This is a genomic window from Brevibacillus sp. LEMMJ03, from assembly GCF_007197875.1.
Classification (GTDB): Bacteria; Bacillota; Bacilli; order Brevibacillales; family Brevibacillaceae; genus Brevibacillus; species Brevibacillus thermoruber.
On the sequence record NZ_VKJN01000009.1, the window covers coordinates 70,264 to 88,644 of the forward strand.

At 61.8% G+C, this 18,381-nt stretch carries 20 protein-coding genes and 1 riboswitch; of the genes, 11 read left to right on the forward strand and 9 right to left on the reverse strand.

All coding sequences use genetic code 11. The features are described 5' to 3' along the window. Positions 1-34 precede the first annotated feature (34 nt). Positions 35-766, forward strand: coding sequence for an alpha/beta hydrolase family protein (locus tag FOI68_RS12975; protein WP_238551016.1), 732 nt, complete (start codon positions 35-37; stop codon positions 764-766). A gap of 98 nt (positions 767-864) precedes the next feature. On the opposite strand, the gene FOI68_RS12980 is transcribed toward FOI68_RS12975, so the two are convergent. Beyond that, a complete protein-coding gene (locus tag FOI68_RS12980) occupies positions 865-1,335 on the reverse strand; it encodes a low molecular weight protein-tyrosine-phosphatase (RefSeq protein ID WP_029100708.1) in 471 nt (156 codons plus the stop codon). A 97-nt stretch (positions 1,336-1,432) separates the two neighbouring features. On the opposite strand from FOI68_RS12980, the gene atoS reads away from it, so the two are divergent. From atoS to FOI68_RS12995, 3 genes are all read left to right on the forward strand, one after another. After that, positions 1,433-3,286, forward strand: coding sequence for a two-component system sensor histidine kinase AtoS (gene atoS / locus FOI68_RS12985; protein WP_143863433.1), 1,854 nt, complete (start codon positions 1,433-1,435; stop codon positions 3,284-3,286). Continuing rightward, on the forward strand, positions 3,258-4,649 hold the full coding sequence (locus FOI68_RS12990; RefSeq protein WP_143863434.1) for a sigma-54-dependent transcriptional regulator: 1,392 nt from the start codon (positions 3,258-3,260) through the stop codon (positions 4,647-4,649). Before atoS ends, FOI68_RS12990 begins: the two co-directional genes overlap by 29 nt. 213 nt (positions 4,650-4,862) lie before the next feature. Beyond that, positions 4,863-6,188 carry a short-chain fatty acid transporter gene (locus FOI68_RS12995; protein ID WP_143863435.1) on the forward strand — a complete coding sequence of 442 codons (1,326 nt, stop codon included), beginning with the start codon at positions 4,863-4,865 and terminating at the stop codon, positions 6,186-6,188. A gap of 103 nt (positions 6,189-6,291) precedes the next feature. Here FOI68_RS12995 and FOI68_RS13000 read toward each other — a convergent pair whose 3' ends face one another. The 4 genes from FOI68_RS13000 to FOI68_RS13015 all read right to left on the reverse strand — a co-directional run bounded on the left by FOI68_RS13000 (position 6,292) and on the right by FOI68_RS13015 (position 9,814). Further along, positions 6,292-7,635: a hemolysin family protein gene (locus tag FOI68_RS13000; protein ID WP_029100704.1), complete on the reverse strand. Its 1,344-nt coding sequence runs from the start codon at positions 7,633-7,635 to the stop codon at positions 6,292-6,294. A 200-nt stretch (positions 7,636-7,835) separates the two neighbouring features. Next, on the reverse strand, positions 7,836-8,954 hold the full coding sequence (locus FOI68_RS13005) for a site-2 protease family protein (RefSeq protein WP_029100703.1): 1,119 nt from the start codon (positions 8,952-8,954) through the stop codon (positions 7,836-7,838). Between the two features lie 119 nt (positions 8,955-9,073). Beyond that, a complete protein-coding gene (locus tag FOI68_RS13010; RefSeq protein ID WP_029100702.1) occupies positions 9,074-9,373 on the reverse strand; it encodes an iron-sulfur cluster biosynthesis family protein in 300 nt (99 codons plus the stop codon). A gap of 90 nt (positions 9,374-9,463) precedes the next feature. Then, positions 9,464-9,814 carry a DUF3905 domain-containing protein gene (locus FOI68_RS13015; RefSeq protein WP_029100701.1) on the reverse strand — a complete coding sequence of 117 codons (351 nt, stop codon included), beginning with the start codon at positions 9,812-9,814 and terminating at the stop codon, positions 9,464-9,466. Positions 9,815-10,051: 237 nt separating this feature from the next. On the opposite strand from FOI68_RS13015, the gene FOI68_RS13020 reads away from it, so the two are divergent. Continuing rightward, the gene (locus tag FOI68_RS13020; RefSeq protein ID WP_483296168.1) at positions 10,052-10,786 is read left to right on the forward strand and encodes a glycosyltransferase family 2 protein; all 735 of its coding nucleotides are present in this window, start codon (positions 10,052-10,054) and stop codon (positions 10,784-10,786) included. Positions 10,787-10,817: 31 nt separating this feature from the next. Here FOI68_RS13020 and sspK read toward each other — a convergent pair whose 3' ends face one another. Next, complete coding sequence (gene sspK, locus FOI68_RS13025) at positions 10,818-10,952, reverse strand: small acid-soluble spore protein K (protein ID WP_218059943.1); 135 nt, start codon at positions 10,950-10,952, stop codon at positions 10,818-10,820. Positions 10,953-11,039: 87 nt separating this feature from the next. Here sspK and FOI68_RS13030 point away from each other — a divergent pair, with 87 nt between their 5' ends. From FOI68_RS13030 to FOI68_RS13035, 3 genes are all read left to right on the forward strand, one after another. Then, the gene (locus FOI68_RS13030; RefSeq protein WP_044897088.1) at positions 11,040-11,309 is read left to right on the forward strand and encodes a DUF3886 domain-containing protein; all 270 of its coding nucleotides are present in this window, start codon (positions 11,040-11,042) and stop codon (positions 11,307-11,309) included. Then, entirely contained in the window at positions 11,306-11,452 is a 147-nt protein-coding gene (locus tag FOI68_RS23470; RefSeq protein WP_160297061.1) for a hypothetical protein, read from the forward strand. The genes FOI68_RS13030 and FOI68_RS23470 overlap by 4 nt, the downstream gene beginning before the upstream one ends. A gap of 65 nt (positions 11,453-11,517) precedes the next feature. After that, positions 11,518-11,697 carry a hypothetical protein gene (locus tag FOI68_RS13035; RefSeq protein ID WP_029100697.1) on the forward strand — a complete coding sequence of 60 codons (180 nt, stop codon included), beginning with the start codon at positions 11,518-11,520 and terminating at the stop codon, positions 11,695-11,697. 117 nt (positions 11,698-11,814) lie between these two features. On the opposite strand, the gene FOI68_RS13040 is transcribed toward FOI68_RS13035, so the two are convergent. The 3 genes from FOI68_RS13040 to FOI68_RS13050 are packed head-to-tail and all read right to left on the reverse strand — an operon-like array spanning position 11,815 to position 15,020. After that, positions 11,815-13,002 (reverse strand): ABC transporter permease, encoded by a 1,188-nt coding sequence (locus FOI68_RS13040; RefSeq protein WP_044897089.1) that lies wholly within the window; start codon positions 13,000-13,002, stop codon positions 11,815-11,817. Then, on the reverse strand, positions 12,999-13,718 hold the full coding sequence (locus FOI68_RS13045; RefSeq protein WP_143863436.1) for an ABC transporter ATP-binding protein: 720 nt from the start codon (positions 13,716-13,718) through the stop codon (positions 12,999-13,001). Before FOI68_RS13045 ends, FOI68_RS13040 begins: the two co-directional genes overlap by 4 nt. Positions 13,719-13,745: 27 nt before the next feature. Further along, positions 13,746-15,020 (reverse strand): efflux RND transporter periplasmic adaptor subunit, encoded by a 1,275-nt coding sequence (locus FOI68_RS13050; RefSeq protein ID WP_143863437.1) that lies wholly within the window; start codon positions 15,018-15,020, stop codon positions 13,746-13,748. A gap of 218 nt (positions 15,021-15,238) precedes the next feature. On the opposite strand from FOI68_RS13050, the gene FOI68_RS13055 reads away from it, so the two are divergent. The 3 genes from FOI68_RS13055 to thiO all read left to right on the forward strand — a co-directional run bounded on the left by FOI68_RS13055 (position 15,239) and on the right by thiO (position 18,295). After that, entirely contained in the window at positions 15,239-16,600 is a 1,362-nt protein-coding gene (locus tag FOI68_RS13055; protein WP_143863438.1) for a glucose-6-phosphate isomerase, read from the forward strand. Next, on the forward strand, positions 16,587-16,832 hold the full coding sequence (locus FOI68_RS13060; RefSeq protein ID WP_029100692.1) for an excisionase family DNA-binding protein: 246 nt from the start codon (positions 16,587-16,589) through the stop codon (positions 16,830-16,832). The genes FOI68_RS13055 and FOI68_RS13060 overlap by 14 nt, the downstream gene beginning before the upstream one ends. A 62-nt stretch (positions 16,833-16,894) precedes the next feature. Further along, a riboswitch (TPP riboswitch) is annotated at positions 16,895-17,008 on the forward strand. A gap of 174 nt (positions 17,009-17,182) precedes the next feature. Beyond that, the gene (thiO, locus tag FOI68_RS13065) at positions 17,183-18,295 is read left to right on the forward strand and encodes a glycine oxidase ThiO (protein WP_143863439.1); all 1,113 of its coding nucleotides are present in this window, start codon (positions 17,183-17,185) and stop codon (positions 18,293-18,295) included. Positions 18,296-18,381: the final 86 nt, after the last annotated feature.

The following is an 18,381-nucleotide window of genomic DNA, read 5'->3' on the forward strand; positions in this document are numbered from 1 at the left end:
AAACACGCTGTCCTTTTTTTGCTGCAGGAATCAGGTGGACCTTTTCTCCCGAATCACCGTCTTGATCTGCCACGGCTTCGTCGGCAGCCGGATCGGTGTGGACCGCTTGTTTGTCAAAGCCGCACGGGACATGGCCGCGCATGGCTTCAACGTGGTACGGTTCGACTACGCCGGATGCGGCGAGAGCGAGGGTGAATACGGTGCGGGCGGGATGGATGCGCTGCTGCGGCAGACACGGGATGTCCTGGAGCATGTGAGGAACATGGAATCGGGCGCTCCCGGCAAGCTGATTCTGCTCGGGCACAGCCTGGGCGGTGCCGTCTCGCTCTTGACCGCGGCCCGGGACAGCCGGGTGGACGGATTGGTGCTGTGGGCGCCGGTTCTCCGCCCGTTTGAGGACATCGTCCGCATTGTCGGAGAGGAATCCTACCGGGAGGCGCTCCAGTACGGCCAGACCGACCATCGCGGGTACGTGCTGCGGGATACGTTTTTCCAGTCGCTGCGGGGATATGAACCGCTGCGGGAGGCGAAGCGGTTTACAGGAGACGTGCTGCTCCTGCACGGCAACCGCGACGAGGTCATCCCGGTCGATTCCGTCTTTCACTATGAACGGGAGCTGCGCCTGCGGCAGACGGGGCGCTGCGAGACAGAGGTCATCGTCCGCGGCGATCATACGTTTTCCGCCCACGACGCGTATCAGCGCCTGATCAGCCGAACGACCGCGTGGTTGGCACAACAGGCGGGGAACGAGACGGTGGCGGTGTGACGCGGAGGACGGATCATCCGAGCAAGGACACATGTCCAAAGAGCGTTTTTGGGATGTGTGCCGAGCATATAGATTTGCGGCTATAAGGCAAAAGCCCCTCACGCAGAGGGGCTTTCGTTTGCCTTGATATGATCGAGCAGGCCGCGGCAGCCCGCCTCCACCAACTGGTAGACGTAGTCGAACCGGCCGGTGTAATACGGGTCTTCCACGTCGCTCTCCGGCAGGTGCGGCGCGAAGTCCAGCAGGCGGTAAACAGCTTTGCCGGGCGGGGCCATGCGCTTCAGCGCGGACAGGTTTTCCTCGTCCATGCAGACGATGTAGTCAAATTCGGAAAAATCCACCGGCGTGATCTGACGGGCCCGCAGGGTGTCGTGCGGGATGCCCTTTTCGCTCAGGACTTTGCGCGTGCCGGCGTGCGGCGGCTCACCGGCGTGCCATCCGCCGATGCCTGCCGAATCGATGGCGATTCGCTCCGCCAGCCCTTCCTCCTCCACCAGCCGGCGGAAGACGGCTTCCGCCATCGGCGAGCGGCAGATGTTGCCGAGACAGACAAACAAGACTCGAATCATGGACAAGCTCCTTTCGCACATCTCAAAAACGGATACAGTTGTATGATAGAATAGGATCACACCAAAAGGCAAAAGCAAAAAGGGACGGGATTCATTCGTGAAAGCATACCTGTACCGCATCCGCTTTGTCGCCTCCGTCATCGCCGTGACCGTGCTGCCGATTCTCGTCACCGGAGCGGTTTTGCTGAGAGCGGCCGAGCAGGCGCTGCTGGAGGAGAAAAAGCAAAAACTGATCGCGGTAACGGAGCAGCTCGATTACGTGTTGTCGAAAGATTTTGACGCCATGCTCCGGGAACGGGGGATGCAGGCGGCGCCGCGGGAACAGCAGATCGAGGCGTTAAACCGGGCTCTGGCGCCGCTGACGGACCGCCTCGCCGCCGCACATCCGGGGATCGGGGTCGGCTATTACGCGGCGGGATTGGACGCGATCGTGACGTACGATCCCAGCGAGGAGATGAGCCGTTACGTGGGCAAGTCGATCCCTCCCGACCATCCCGGGCGGCGGGTGATGCGTGACGGCGTCGTCGAGGTGGCGGTCGGCCAGCAGGTGCGGGGGAACATCATGAACGCGATGCACCCGCTGACCCGCAATGGCCGGATCATCGGCTACGCCTGGGCCAACGAACTGATGAGCAGCATCGACGTGCAGCTCGCGGGCATGCGGAAGAGCATCTACGCCATCCTGGGCATCGGCTGTATGGTGGCGGCGGCGGCCAGCGGTCTGCTCATGCACCGGCTGGAAGTGATCCTGGCCGAGATCAAGGCGGGGCTGAGGCGGCTGCGGTTTGACCTGTCCTTTCGCATGAAACGGCTGGACGGCGAGCCGGGGGAGATTTCCGACGCGATCAACAAGCTGGCCAGTGACCTGCAGGCGAGCCGCAGCCATACGGAGACGATCGTGCAGAGCATGGACAGCGGCATCGTCGCGCTTGACCACTGCGGACGGATCACCGCCTGGAACGACGCGGCAGCCCGGATGACCGGACTGGCGGCCGAGCAGGCGGTGGGGCAGACGTATACGGACATCTTTGCGGAGGAGGAGGTGCTGGTGGCTGCGCTGACCGACGCCCTGCATCACGGCCGGACGGCCCGGGACGCGGAGTGGCGGCCCGCCCGCCGCGAGCGGGGAGCACAGGTTGTCAACGTGACCACCTCCATCTGGCGCGGACCGGCGGGAGAGGTGCTGGGTGCCATCGCCGTGCTGGACGACCGGACGGAGTGGAAGCGGATGGAGGCCAAGCTGGCGCAGGCGAAACGGCTGGCCGTGGTGGGCGAGCTGGCCGCCAGCATCGCCCACGAAGTGCGCAATCCGCTGACGTCGATCAAGGCGTTTGCGCAAATCCTCGAGGAAGAATGGCCGCCCGGACACGACAACCGCGAGTACACCGGGATCATCGTGGAAGAAGTGGAGCGGCTGAACCGCTTTGCGGACGAGCTGCTGCTGTTCGCCCGCCCCAACGAGGAGCGGCACGTCCCCTCGTCCGTTTGCGACGTGCTGGACCAGACGCTGGCGCTGGTGGAGCCGGGCATGGCCAGGCAGGGCATTGCGGTGGAAAAGACGTACGCCGCTTCTCTGCCGGCTGTATTGGCCTCGCCGGAACTGCTGAAACAGGTGTTTCTCAACATATTGATCAACGCGCAGCAGGCCATGCCGAACGGCGGCAGCGTCAGGGTGGAGGCGGAGGGAGACGAGCGGGAGGCGCGCATCCACGTCACCAACGACGGCCCGCCCATCGCCGAAGAACACCTGCTGTCCGTGTTTGATCCGTTTTTTACCACCAAACCGGCCGGGACGGGGCTGGGGCTGGCGATCTCCCAACGAATCGTCCAGGCGTACGGGGGACAGATCAGCGCCCGCAACGTGCCGGGAGGAGTCCGGTTCACGGTGACGCTGCCGGCGACCGACAGAAAGGAGGAAGAGGATGAAAAAACGGGTGCTGCTGGTCGATGACGAGGCCAATGTGCGTAAGGCGCTGACGACGACGCTGCGCAGGGCGGGGTACGAGACGAGAGAGGCGTCCGGCGGAGCGGAAGCGCTGGAACTGGTGCGCAGCTTTCGGCCCGAGGTGATGCTCCTGGATCTCAGGATGCCGGAGCCGGATGGCATGGAGACGCTGCGGCGGCTGCAGCAGGTGGACGGGCCGCGTCCCAGCGTGGTGATGATGACCGCCTACGGGTCCGCCGCGGACGTGATGGAAGCGATGAAGCTGGGAGCGTTTGACTACGTGCAAAAGCCGTTTGACGTGGCACGGATCAAGCAGGTGGTGGCCAGAGCGGTGCATCAGCGCGAGCCGGACGAACCGGCGGGGGCGGTCAGGAGGCCGACGGAGGAGCTGACGGACCAGCCGGGGCTGGTGGGGTTGAGTCCGGCGATGCAGGAGGTGTACAAGCTGGTCGGGCGGGTCAGCACGACCAAAGCTACGGTGCTGATCCAGGGAGAGAGCGGAACGGGCAAGGAGCTGATCGCCCGGGCGATACACGCCAACAGCCCGCGCGCGGCCAAGCCGATGATCCCCGTCAACTGCGGCGCCATCCCGGAAACCCTGCTGGAAAGCGAACTGTTCGGCTACGAACGGGGCGCGTTTACGGGGGCGGCCGGCCGCAAACCGGGGCTGTTTGAGCTGGCGGACGGCGGCACGCTGTTTCTCGACGAGGTGGGCGAGCTGAGCATGCCGCTGCAGGTCAAGCTGCTGCGCGTGCTGCAGGATCGGACGCTGGTTCGGCTGGGCGGCGTGGAACCCGTGCCGGTCGACGTGCGGATCATCGCGGCCACCAACCGGGACCTGCGGGAGCTGATACGGCGGGGGCAGTTTCGCGAAGACCTGTTCTACCGGCTGCACGTCGTTCCCATTCACATGCCGCCGCTGCGGGAACGAAAGGAAGACATCCCGCTGTTGGTGCAGCACTTTCTCGCCAAATACGGCCGGGAGCTGGGCAAGGAGGGCTGCTATCTCTCGCCCGCTGCGCTGGACGTCCTGATGGCGTACGACTGGCCGGGCAACGTCCGCCAACTGGAGAACACCATCGAACGCGCCCTGGTGCTGGCCGGCGGCTCCGCCATCCTGCCGGAGCACGTGGAGGTGCACCCGAGGGAAAACGAACCGGCTGGCGCAGCAGACGGCCTCGCCGCGATCCGCATCGAGAATCGGACGATGCGGGACATCATTCGCGAGGTGGAGCGGGAAGCGATCGTCCGCGCGCTGCGCAAAGAGCGGGGCAACCGGCTGCGGACGGCCAAACGGCTGGGCATTTCCCGCCGCGCGCTCCTGTACAAGCTGGAAGCGTACGGGCTGGACGGTCAGGAGTGGGAGTAGAGGTGCCGACCACACGCACACGGGCTGCACCGTTACGCACACGAACTGTGCAAACTGGAGTCAACGTGTGCAAAAAGTAGTCAATGACCGGCAAGTATTGTTTTGAAAGCGCATACATCCAAGCGGCTCCTGTCCTCGCTGACGGTTGGCATGCCTTTTGCTACTTCCAAAAATGGAAGGCAGCCAATTCTTTCGAAAAGGGGGAAATGTCACGTGTTTCAAGCCATGACCAACGCGTCGGTCCGATTGGTGCAGCGCTATCTGCCCGACGCCTTTATCTTCGCCATTATCCTTACGTTCGTCGTCTTTTTTGCCGGAATGGCCGTCAACGGTAAGTCGCCGCTGGAGATGGTAACGTACTGGGGAGACGGCTTCTGGGGACTGCTCAGCTTCACCATGCAGATGGTGCTGATTCTTGTCACAGGTCATACGTTGGCCAGCACGGACCTGTGCAAGCGGGGATTGCGCTCGGTGGCTTCCACCGTCAAAACACCGGGGCAGGCAATCGTCCTGACCAGCCTGGTCTCCTGTTTGGCGGCTTGGATCAACTGGGGGTTCGGGATCGTCATCAGCGCCCTGCTGGCCCGGGAAATCGCCCAGCGGGTGGAAAAAGTGGATTACCGTCTGCTCATCGCCAGCGCGTATGGCGGTTTTGTCGTCTGGCACGGCGGACTGTCCGGATCCGTCCCGTTGACGGTGGCCACGGAGAAGCACATCCTGCAGGACGTCATCGGAGTGATTCCCACGTCGGAAACGCTCTTTTCGCCGATGAACCTGACGATCGTCATCGCCATCATGATCGCCCTGCCGCTGATCAACCGGATGATGATGCCGGCGGAAAAGGATACGGTGGTGTACAAGGGGCCGGGCATCGATCATGAAGAGACGGCAGCCGCGTCTGCTGCGACAGCAGAGGACAGTCCCGCCGCCAGGCTGGAGAACAGCCGGATCGTGTCCGTGCTCATCTCCGCGTTGGGCCTGGTCTTTCTGATCGCCTACTTTGTGAAAAACGGCTTCAAACTCAACCTGGACATCGTCAACTTCGGGTTTTTGTTCCTCGGCATATTGCTGCACGGTACACCGCGCAAGTTTCTCGACGCCATGAACGAAGCGGTCAAGGCGACCGCCGGGATCGTTGTGCAATTTCCGTTTTACGCCGGCATCATTGGGATGATGACCGGGTCGGGGCTGGCCGCCAGCATCTCGCAGTGGTTCATCAGCATCTCCACGCCAACCACCTTCCCGCTGTTTACCTTCTGGAGCGCAGGCCTGCTCAACGTCTTCATCCCTTCCGGCGGCGGTCAGTGGGCGGTGCAGGGGCCGATCATGATGCCGGTCGCCACTGAACTGGGCGTTTCCCATGCCAAAGTGGCGATGGCGATCGCCTGGGGCGATGCCTGGACGAACCTGATCCAGCCGTTCTGGGCGCTGCCGGTACTCGCTCTGGCGGGGCTGGGGGCGCGGGACATCATGGGGTACTGCCTGATGATGCTGTTCGTCACCGGCGCGATTATCAGCCTGGGCTTCCTGCTGTTTTAGCGGCCCGCGAAACATACGTGGAGTCCGCCTGGGCGAAAACGTCTTTCACCATGAAGAAGCCGGCATCTGTCGAATGCAGATGCCGGCTTGCGGTCGTATGCTGTTACACCACCGTCAATTGCGATTCCTGTTGTTCTGCTTCGGGGGGGACCAACTGTTTGATTGCGATCCGCGTCACGCGGTGATTGTCCATGTCGGTGACCGTAAACAGGTGGTTTTCCCACTCGACGGAAGCGCCGACGGCAATCTCTTCTTCGAGCTGGCTGTACAGCCAGCCGCCAATGGTATCGACGTCTTCGGACACCAGTTCAAACGGCAGGTGGTCGTTCAGATCGGTCAGCAGGGTCTTCCCGGCGACGGACAGGCCGTCGACCGTCTTTTCGATGTCGGGACGTTCGTCCGTGTCAAACTCGTCCTGAATGTCGCCGACGATCTCTTCCAGGATGTCTTCCATGGTGACCAGACCGGCCGTTCCGCCGTATTCGTCGATGACGATCGCCAACTGCGAGCGCTTTTTCTGCATCAGCCGCAGCACGTGGCTGATCTCCATCGATTCCGGTACGGTCAGCACGGGGCGGAGGAAATCCTCCAGCCGCACGTCCTTGTTCTGCAGGGCGGCCAGGTAAAAGTCGGTTGCGTGGACAAACCCGACGATGTTGTCCTTATCTTCGTTCGCCACCGGAAAGCGCGTGTGGCGCTCGGTGCGAATAATTTCAAGGTTCTCCTCGAACGTGTTGGAGGTATACAGGCAAACCATGTCGATGCGCGGGATCATGACTTCCCGGGCCAGGGTTTCGGAAAAGTCAAACACGTGCTCCACGAGCGAAAGTTCGGTCTGGTCGATGTGGCCGCTTTGATGGCTCTGGTTGACCAGCAGGCGAATTTCCTCTTCCGTGTGGGCCGCTTCGTGTTCGGACACCGGTTCCAGTCCGGCCCACTTCAGCAGCCGGTTGGCGGTTCCGTTCAGGACCCAGATGGCCGGGTACATTATCTTGTAAAACAGCATCAACGGTGCTGCCACCCACAGCGAGGTCGCTTCCGCTTTCTGAATGGCCAGCGATTTCGGCGCCAGTTCCCCCAACACGATGTGCAGGAACGTGATGATGGCAAAGGCCACGCCGAACGAAATCGCGGAAATCACGTAGTCGGGCAGCGCGAAGTTGTGCAGCAGCGGCTCGACGATCATGTGCGCAATCGCCGGTTCACCGACCCAGCCCAGACCAAGCGAGGCCAGCGTAATCCCCACCTGGCAGGCGGACAGGTAGGCGTCCAGCTTTTGCGTCACTTTTTGCGCGAAGCCGGCCCGTTTGTGCCCTTCATTCACCAGTTGGGTCAAACGCGTCTGGCGCACTTTGACGAGGGCGAATTCGGCGGCTACGAAAAAGCCGTTCAGAAAGACGAGAAAAGCGACAAGCAGCAGGTTCAGCACTATCGGAATACTCTCCAAGCAAACAGTCATCCTCTCTGGAATATTTTGATTGATTCTTTTTTTATGATACAAGATTGGCCCCTGATGCACAAAGCCGAAAAACCGGCGTCCCGGCCCCTGGGGACCCGCTGCCCGGGAAAAACGGCGGTAAGGTGGCCGTCTCACGTGTTTTTGCTCCCGCAACGGCCCGCAGAGGCCTGTACGGAAAAGGCGGCTCGTCAGCGCACGTGCAGCAGGTGCTGGCCGTAGACGAAGAAGGCGGAGAGCACGCCGGCCAGGGCGAGATAGGCGATCAGCACTTTCCACTTGGTGGAGGCCGGTGCCTCATAATACGTCGTCAGACGGTGCAGGAGCTCCTCCACCTGGGCCAGCCGTTGGCGGGCGGCCTGGTCCGCTTCGGTGAGCAGCGCGGAGGGAGCGGGACGGGACGGATCGCCGTCCACGAACAGCACCGGTTCGTGCTCCCACTTCCGGAACAATTCCCAGGTCCGCTCCGCATACTCCTTGTCCATGGCGATGCGGTCGCGGACAAAGCGTTTGTCATCCTGCAAAAACGGGATCAGGAAGCCTTTGGGCGCTTGGGCGGCGAACGCCTCCTGCTTCTCGGCGTAGAGCCGTTCCCGGGTCTCGATCGACGAGTCCAGAAGCGGCCAGCGGGCAATCTCCTGCAGTACGCCCTCCAGCTTTTCTTTTTCGTACCGCAGCACGCGCTGCCGGTACCCTTCCCGCGCACGGCTCCACCAGGTAATCAACCCGATCACAAAAATGAAGACCATCATCGGACCGGGGCTGGCTAACAGCATGGCGCCCAGCCCGAGCAGGCCGAAGAACCAGAGTTTGGTGGACAGCACGGAGACGATCCGCCCGCCGTCCAGCGGCGAGACCGGCAGCAGGTTAAACAGGTTGAGCAGCGCGCCGAGGTAGATCACCAGCGCCCAGAACGGATCATGCGTCCACCAGTAGAGGGGAAGGGCCGGCAAAAAGGCGAGCATGCCCGCCAGCGGCCCGCCGTAGGCCAGGTACGCTTCGGTGCCGGCGTCGCGCGGCTGGTCCTTCATCGCGATAAACGCCCCGGCAAAGGGAATGAACACGGCCGGCGACGTTTTGATCCCCTTTCGTTTGGCGGCGATGACGTGCCCCATTTCATGGACAAAAATCAGATAGACGATGGCTGCTGCGAATTTCCAGCCGTACACCATGGCGTACGCCCACAGGCTGACGATCATCGACAGCAGCGTGGTGCCGAATTTGGAAAATTTCAAGAGGCCCACAAGCCACTTCAGGTTGGTTAGCAGAAAAGCGCCAAGGGCCAATAGAGCCGACCTGGTTTTGTTCATGCCAGTTCCTCCCGAACGGTAATGCTAGGCTGTCATCCGGATATACGAACAGCAGCGGGGAAAGTTTCTCTGCAAGGGGCCGGCTGGCTGCGGGCCCGGTTTGGCGGCTTTTGATGTGTCTACGCGTCCAGCCGCGGATTGTGAAAGGTAAAGCCGTATTCCCCGTACAAGGCGTTGTAGCGCAGTTCGGCGCCGTCAAAGTACCAGAAGTCGTTCGGGCGGATCACAAAGCGCATGCCCTCCACCTCGAAGACCGCGTCGCCCGGCTGAACCTCGTCTTTTTCTATCGCGTAAAACAGGCCGCCGGTGCCGGGACCGCCCGTGCGGACGTACAGGCGCAGCGTGTCGCCGGGGCGAAATCCGGCGTATCGCTGGTAGGCCTGGGCAAACGCCGGTTCGATGGTCACGTGGATGCTCATGATGGGACTCCTCTCTCACAGGTCATGTACATCCATTGTACCATAAACGGGAAAAACGCCGCTGATGGCACAGCGGCGCAAGCGTCGTCGTCAATCCTTGCCGATGCTGACGTCGTGAGTCGGGTGCATGAACGGCACCCCTTTGGGCGGCTTGTCTTCCAGCAGACCCTTGTTTTCCGCCGTGTTCCAGCCGATGTCGTTGGTCGGGTGAACCCATTTGTCGCCGGACATGACGGACGGGTCCGTCTCCGTGCTCCACTGGTTGAGCGGCGATTCGGGCGAATTGTAGAAGCTGTCGCCAATCACGACGCCGTGTTCGTTGACGAACGGTTTTTGCATGGAGCGGGTCGAGTTTTTGAAATCGGGTGCGCTGATCTGATGGGGAAGCGTGCCATCGATCGAGACGTCTTCATTCACTTCCGTCTTTTGCTTGCGGTCCATCGTGAGCACCTCCTCCCGGCGAAGGTTGTGTTGTGAGCATTCGACTCGGCCTTTTCGCGAATGCGCAGGCACGGCCAGACTGCTCCCGTTCCATTGGACGCGGTCGTGCATAGGGTATAAAAAGGGGGAGATCCGATGTTTACCAGCGTCGTCATTCCGACAAGAAATGCGGCCGATCGGCTCCTGTACACCCTGTTCAGCCTCAACCTGTAGTATACGCCGTTTGACCAATTTGAAGTGATCGTCATGGACAACGCGTCCCAGGACGACACGAGCGATAAGGTGACCGCCTTCCCTGCCCACTATTCCCTGCACTGTCAGCGATTCCGGAGACGGCTTGCGATGCACCGTCTGCTGAACGCGGGCATTTCCCGGGCAAAGGGGGAGATCATCGTCTTCCTGTCCGGCAGCATGATCGTGCCTCGGGAGTTTGTCGGCACCCACCAGCACGTTCACGCGCAGGAAGCGAAGCAGCTCCTGCTGGGATTGGGGGAGCGCCGTATTTATTCCGTCTACGATCCGCGATTCAGCCCGGCCCAGATGGAGGAATGCAGCGCCTGGCTGGAACATTACCCGCAGATCAAACGGCCCCATTCCAGCGCCTGCGTGGTGCCGCTCCTGGAAGAAAAACAGATTGCCAGCGGACTGCCGTTTCACATCGGCCTGCCCTGCCCGGAAGCGGATCGGCGGCAGGTCATTTGCGACAAGTTTGGAACCAGGCTGGAAGGATTCCGGAGACCCTGGGTGCTGTTTGGCACGGAGCACGTGTCCATTCCCCGTGCGGCGCTGATCAAGGCGGGGGGATTCAAGGAACTGCCGCGGCGGGAGACGGAGCGGGACATGGCCAAACGGCTGTGGAAAGCCGGCTGCCAGTTCCGGTTTGCCGAGAAGCTTACCCTGCTCAGGCAGGAGCGTCCGCCCGTCGGCGGCCCCGGTCAACGGAAGTCCAGAAACAACCGCCGCGCGAAGTAAAGGCCCGGCGGTTGTTTCGCGCGTGTCATTCTTACCGGTTTTCTTTTAGCCGCTCTTGTGGTTCACTATTGATGGAGCCGTCAGAGCGGACCGCTTCGGATTGGGCTTTCGGCCCGCGGATCTCGGGGGTCTTGCCGAAATCTTTTTCCTTATTTCGTACCATCATCTGCCCTCCTCTTGTGTCGCATGGTGTTAGTATGACCGGAAGCGGCAGTGATGATGAACAGGCAACGGTGAAAGGAGACGATGGTCCATGGCAAAGAAACAGCGCAAACCGCAGCGGCCGACTGCACAACCGGCTGCCGCGGAGGCGAAAACGGGTCTGAACCTGAAAGAGATGCTGAGCCAGGAAGCGCTGGACAAGCTGAAAATGCTGGAGCGGGAGGTACAGGCTGCCCGCGAGCGGGAGGAGAAGGAAGCGGCGGAGCGCAGACGGCGGGAGCAGGAAGAGCGGGAGCGCAACAAGAGCTTTGCCGAACTGCTGGAGGAGTACGACAAAAAAGGCGGAGGCAAGTACAGTTGACGGCGGGCGCTGGCGGCCGGAAGCAGCGGCCGGACACGTCGAAAAACGGCCTGATGAAAAAGCGGCAGCTCTTGGTCAAGGATGAATCCGTCAAGGAGCGGGGACGTGATATCTTGTCCCGGCTGGGGAAGAGGGACAGATAGGCGGCGTACAGGGATTTTTTCCCCGCCTTTCCCATATAGCTAAAAGAAGGAAAGGGGGGAGCCCTGTGGGGACAATCCTGCTGCTTGTCAGCATCTTCTGCGTGGCGGTAGGCACTTGGCGGCTGATCGGCATCTACAAGGAGGGCAAGCCCGAAGGCAAATGGCTCTGGTGGACGGTGGCCAGCGTGGGGATTACGCTCTTTTTTCTCCTGAAGCTGGTCACGGACACCCCTGCCCTCTATTGAAAAAGCACCTGAAGCGTAGCGCTTGCAGGTGCTTTTTTTGCGTCCCGTCCGGGATCAGGCCATCAGGTCGGCGGACGCTCCCGTGCGGCTTGGCGAAAAGCCGCAGCGAAGGTGGCGTTATTCGTAGCGCAGCGCATCGATCGGGTCCAGCTTGGCCGCCTTGTTGGCCGGATAGAGGCCGAAGAAGATGCCGATCGCGCTGGAAAAGGCAAAGGCGATAAACACGCTGTGCCAGGACATGAGCGGCGGCAGCTTGGCGAAGTAGGAAATCAGCGCGGCGGTGCCGAGGCCGAGCAGGACGCCGATCAGACCGCCAATCAGGCAGACGATCACCGACTCGATCAAAAACTGGACGAGAATGTCCCTTCGCCGCGCTCCCAGCGCTTTGCGGATGCCGATCTCGCGGGTCCGCTCGGTGACGGAGACGAGCATGATGTTCATCACGCCCACGCCGCCGACGACCAGCGAAATGCCCGCGATCACGCTGAACACCATCGTCAGTGTGCCGGTCACCTGGTTGAACTGGCTGACCTGCTGCTGCATGCTCACGGCCCGGTAGTGGCCTTCTTTCTGGTGCTTGCGGCTCAGGTACTGGATCGACTGCTGCATGGCGGCATTGACCGACTCCTTGTCGGTCGCCTTGCCGATCAGGTAGCTGACCCACGGCTCTTCGTACCGGCTCTGGTCAAACCGGATGGGCACGTAGGCGCTGTAGGACTGCTCCATGTCGAAGCGAAACTTGTCCTCCTTGAACGTGCCGATCACGACCAGCGAGGTGCTGCCCATGCGGACGCGCTGGCCCAACGGGTTCATCCGGCCGAACAGCTTCGTCGCCAGCTCCTCCTCGAGGACGACCACCGCCCGCAGCTCTTTGTCATCCGCCGCGCTGAAAAAACGTCCCCTGGACACTTTTACGGTCGGCTGCACCTTCGGAAAATCGGCCGTCGTGGCGTACAGGTTGACGCGCTCTTCCTTTTTCGGCCCCTTGAGCATCGCCGTGGTTTGGTTCATCGGCACGATGTGCTCGATGTTGGGACTGATTTTGCTCAGCACGTCGGCGTCCTCCACGGTGAGGTCGTCCGGCGCATGCTCTTCCTTGCTGTCGAAGTCAACGAAGACGTTGAACGAGTTTTGACCGAATTTCTCCATCTCGCTGACGATGGCTTTCTGTCCGCCTTCCCCCAGCGCGGTGACGGCGATCACCGAGGTAATCCCGATCACAATCCCCAGCATCGTCAAGCCGGAGCGCATCTTGTTCGCCCAAATGCCTTCCAGGGCGCTGCGAAAACTTTCCCAGACGTTCATGTCGTGATCACCTCGTCGGACGGAACGGCAATCAGCCGGTTTTCCACCCGTTCGTCACGGATGATGACGCCGTCCTTGAACGTGACGATGCGTTCCGCGTGCCGGGCGATGTCCGGCTCGTGCGTGACCAGGATGATGGTGACGCCCTGGCCGTGCAGTTCCTGAAACATGGCCATGATTTCGGTGCCGGAGCGGCTGTCCAGGTTGCCGGTCGGCTCGTCGGCCAGCAGGATGGACGGCCGGTTGACGAGCGCGCGGGCGATGGCCACACGCTGCCGCTGGCCACCGGATAGCTGCGTCGGCTTGTGGTGGACGCGCTCGGCCAGCCCGACGCGCCCAAGCGCCTCCAGCGCCCGTTTTCGCCGTTCCGCCCGTCCTACGCCGGCGTACATCATCGGCAGTTCCACGTTGTGCAGCGCCGTGGAACGGGCCAGGAGATTAAAGGATTGAAAGACGAAGCCGATTTTTTGATTGCGCACCTGCGCGAGCTGCTTGTCGGTCAGTTTGCTGACCTCAATCCCGTCCAGCGTGTAGGTGCCGGAATCGGGCCTGTCGAGGCAGCCGAGCATGTTCATGAATGTCGATTTGCCGGAGCCGGACGGCCCCATGATGGCGACGAATTCCCCTTTTTCCACGGTGAGCGAGACGCCTTTCAGGATGGGCAGTACCGACTCGCCCGTCTTGTACGATTTTGTCAGGCCTTCGACGTGCAGCATCGGTCGACCTCCTTTCTTCCGAACAGGTTAGATGCCCGAATTCTGCGGTTCCGCGGATGGCTGGACCGGGGCGTTCTCCTGGAGGGAGTCAAACGGACCGAGAATCACCTGTTCGTCCCCTTTCAATCCCGACTTGATCTCAGCGAACAGCTCGTTTTCCACACCCACGGTCACTTTCCGCTTTTTCGCCACGCCGTTCTCCGCCACCCAGACAAACGTGCTGCCGTCCGCTTCCTGCTGAACCGCTTCGATCGGCACCTGCAGGGCGTTGTCGATCTTTTCCACGGAGATGTCGATGTCGACGTGGAAGCCCGGTTTCAAGGCGGACAGGTCGCCGCTCGGTTCCAGCGTCACTTTTACCCGGGTCTTCTCCCCTTGTCCCGAGCTGTTTGGCGTTGTGACGGCGATCGGGGAGATGCGGATCACCTTGGCGCTCAGCTTTTGCTTGCCCAGCGCGCTGCCTTCGATCACCGCGGTCTGCCCCAGCCTGATCTTGCTGACGTCGGACTCGTTGATGTCCGCCTCGATCAGCAGATGGTTCAGATTGGCCAGCGTCAGGATTTCCGTTCCCTTGTTCACGTATTGGCCGTTTTCTGCGGCCCGTTCGATGACCGTTCCGTCGGCCGGCGCGACCAGCACGCTTTGCACGCGTTCTTTCTCCAGCAGGGCCTTCTCCGCCAGGCGGGAGTTGATCTGTGCCTCTAGGGAGGCGATCTCTTCCCTGCGCGGCCCTTTTTGCTTCAGCGCGTACTGCTGCCTGGCCACGTTGAGCGCGGACAGCGCCGAGTCCACCTGCGCCTTCGCCTTGTCCAGCTCCTGCTGGGTCGTGGCGCCCGACTCATGAAGCTGCCGGATGCGTTCGTACTCCCGTTTGGCGTTGTCGTAATCCCGCTCCGCCTGGGCGACGCGTTCCCGCTCCTGCGCCAGTTCTTCCGGTTCGCTGCCGGCCTGTGCCTTGGACAGGTTGGCCCGGGCCAGTTCGATCTGCGCGTCGATCTCCATGATCCGGCTTTCCACGTCGGAGGTGTCGATCTTGCCGATGACCTGTCCCTTTTTGACGGCATCCCCCTCCTTCACGGCAAACTCGCGCAGGATTCCGTTGACGTTGGCGTATATCCGCTGCTTGTCTTCGACGGTGACGATCCCGGAGGTGAGTACCTTGGTCTCCAGCGCGGCCGTGGTGACCTTTCCCACGCTGACAGGCGTTCCCGCTGCCTGCTGTGAGCCCATCAGGGTCATGCTTGCGGCTCCCACGGCCAGTACGGCAGCGACGGAGCCGACGATCCACCAGCGTTTCTTCATACGTTCCTGTCTCCTTGCCCAATCATGTTATGAGGTTCGAATGGTTTTACGGGGCTGGAGGGAAAAGGTAACAACGGGTACAGGTTGTTCACAAAATGTTCACAATTATGCGGCGAATCCATGATGGATGGACAGATCGGACTTCTTGCGCTGCCGGTTCGGCGGCAAACATGATAAGATGAGAAGCAGAAACAACCACGTCTATTGGGGAGGGAGCCATGAACCAAGCGCTTCGTTTCGACTACTCGAACGCCCTGGGCTTTGTCCGGCCGCACGAATGGGCGCAGCTTGCCCCGGCGGTCAAACAGGCCCACGAGCTGCTGCACGAAAAGACGGGGGCCGGCCGCGATTTTCTCGGCTGGGTCGATCTGCCCGTCGACTACGACCGGGACGAATTTGAACGGATCAAACAGGCAGCGGCGAAAATCCAGGCGGAGTCCGACGTGCTGCTGGTCATCGGGATCGGCGGTTCGTACCTGGGCGCCAAGGCCGCCGTGGACGTGCTGGGCCACCACTTTTACAACCTGCTGCCCAAAGCCAAACGGCGCACGCCGGAGATTTACTTCGTCGGCAACAATCTCAGCCCGGTCTACGTCTCCCACCTGCTGGACGTTCTCGAAGGAAAGGACGTCTCTATCAACGTCATCTCCAAATCGGGCACCACGACGGAGCCGGCCATCGCGTTTCGCCTGTTTCGCGCCTGGCTGGAGAAAAAATACGGGCGCGAGGCAGCGAAAAACCGCATCTACGCGACCACGGACAAGGCGCGGGGCGCATTGAAACGGCTGGCGGACGAAGAAGGGTACGAAACCTTCGTCATTCCCGACGACGTCGGCGGACGCTACTCCGTGCTGACCGCGGTGGGCCTCCTGCCGATCGCCGTGAGCGGCGCGGACATCGACGCGCTGATGCAGGGAGCGGCGGCCGCCCGCGAGCGCTACCTGACGCCCGTCCTGGAAGAGAATCCGTGCTACCAGTACGCGGCCGTCCGCAACGCGCTCTGCCGCAAAGGCAAAACCGTGGAGCTCCTGGTCAGCTACGAGCCGCAGTTCCGCTATTTTGCCGAGTGGTGGAAGCAGCTTTTCGGCGAGTCGGAAGGCAAGGACGGCAAGGGGATTTTTCCCGCTTCCGCCGAGTTCTCCGCCGATCTGCACTCGCTGGGACAGTACATCCAGGACGGCTTGCGCCACCTGTTTGAAACGGTGGTGGCCGTGTCCAAGCCGGCGGTGGACGTGACGATCGGCGAAGACCCGGACGATCTCGACGGGTTGAATTTTCTCGCCGGCAAGGGCATGGACTTCGTCAACAAAAAAGCGTTTGAGGGAACGCTCCTGGCCCATGTGGACGGCGGCGTGCCCAACCTCGTGGTGGAAATTCCGGAAGCGACGGCCTATCACCTCGGCGAACTGATCTACTTCTTCGAAAAGGCGTGCGGCATCAGCGGCTATCTGCTCGGGGTCAACCCGTTCGACCAACCCGGGGTGGAAGCCTACAAGGCGAACATGTTCGCCCTGCTGGGCAAACCGGGGTACGAACGGCAAAAAGCGGAACTGGAAGCGAGACTGCGTGGAAAACAGTAAGACCTACCTGACTGTGGCCGAGACCGCCGCCTACCTGGAACTGCCGGAGACGTTTATTCTGGAAAAAATCCGCGAGGGACGCATCCGTGCCGTTCACAACGGCGAAGAATACCTGATCAACAAGGACCAGTTCCAGCATCATCTGGAGCAGATCCGCAAGCTGCGGGAATGGGAGGAAGCGACCAGGAACGAACCCATTCCCGAAAGCTACGACGTGAAAGACGAGGACTGAGCGCCGCGCTCTTGCCAGGGAGCGGCCACCGGTCTATACTGAAGGGTGTAAACGACATAACGGAAAGCAACTGGGGGAGTCCATCACGCAGGGCTGAGAGGACGGAAGCGATTGACCGTCGACCCTTTGCACCTGATCCAGATCATGCTGGCGCAGGGAAGTGGTTGCAAGCAAAAGAGCTGTCTGTGTTTGCGGATGCGCATCGGCCCACCTTTCCTGCCGGGGAAGGTGGGCTTTTCGCATGCGTTCGTCCGGCGGGGCGGCATCGGCGGGCGGGGGATGGCGGCCGTTTACCAAGGCTTCGCCGCACGGCAGGGCGGGGCGCAGTTCCAGCGAGGAGAGGAAGAACCATGACAAATTGTTTGATCGTAGGCGGAGGCATCATCGGATTAAGTCTGGCATACGAACTGTCGCGGCGCGGGTTGTCCGTCACGGTGGCAGAGCAGGGGCCATGGGGCGGCCAGGCGTCTTCCGCGGCGGCGGGAATGCTGGCTCCGCTCAAGGAGTTTTCCGAGCCCGGACCGCTGCTTGATTTGGGAATGGATTCGCTTCGCCTCTATCCGGAGTGGGCGGCGGAGCTGGAAGCGGAGGCGGGCGGTGACGTGCAGCTCAGCGTCGACGGGCTTTTGACCGTGGCATTGACGGAGGAGGAAGCGGAGCGGCTGCGCGCAAAGTTCGCCTGGCAGCGGGAGAGCGGTTACGACGTCCACTGGCTGACCGGAGCGGCCATCCGGGACGTCGAACCGCTGTTGACGGATCGGGCGGTGGCGGCGATCCACTCGCCGTCCGAAGGGCACATCAACAACCGGCTGCTGCTGCAGGCGCTGGTGACGGCGTGCAGGCGGCGGGGCGTGACGCTGCTTTCCGGCTGCGTGGTGACGGGCATCGCCACGGAAGGAAGCCGGGTGGTGGGCGTCGAGACGACGGCGGGACCGCTGCGGGCCGACGAAACCGTCATCGCCTCCGGGGCATGGGCCGGCATCATGATGGGCTGGCTGGGGCTGTCCATTCCCGTTCGGCCGGTACGCGGACAGATCGCGGCGGTTGCCTCGGCCGGGATTCCGCTGCGCACGGTGATTTTCGGCAGCACGGGCTACATCACGCCCAAACGGGACGGCAAAATCGTCATCGGCGCCACGGAAGACGAGGCCGGCTTCCAGCGGGAGGTCACGCTGGCGGGATTGACCGGCGTGCTCAACGGCGTCATGCCGTATGTGCCGGCGCTCTCCTCTTCCCCGTTTTTGGAAGCGTGGGCCGGACTGCGCCCCGCTACCGCCGACGGCAAGCCGCTGTTGGGGCCGGTGCCGGGATGGACGGGATTGTCGCTCGCCGGCGGCCACTTCCGCAACGGCATCCTGCTCTCCCCGATCACGGCCAAGCTGATGGCGGATTATCTGGAACAGGGAAGGGCGGAGCGGCTGCAGCCGTTTTTGCCCGAACGATTTGCGGGCGTCTCGTTGTAAACGATCTTCCTTCCATAATAAGACCGGTGCTTTCTCCTAAGAAGGCGCCGGTTTTTTCGTTTCGCCGCTGGCTTGGCCAAAAGGGG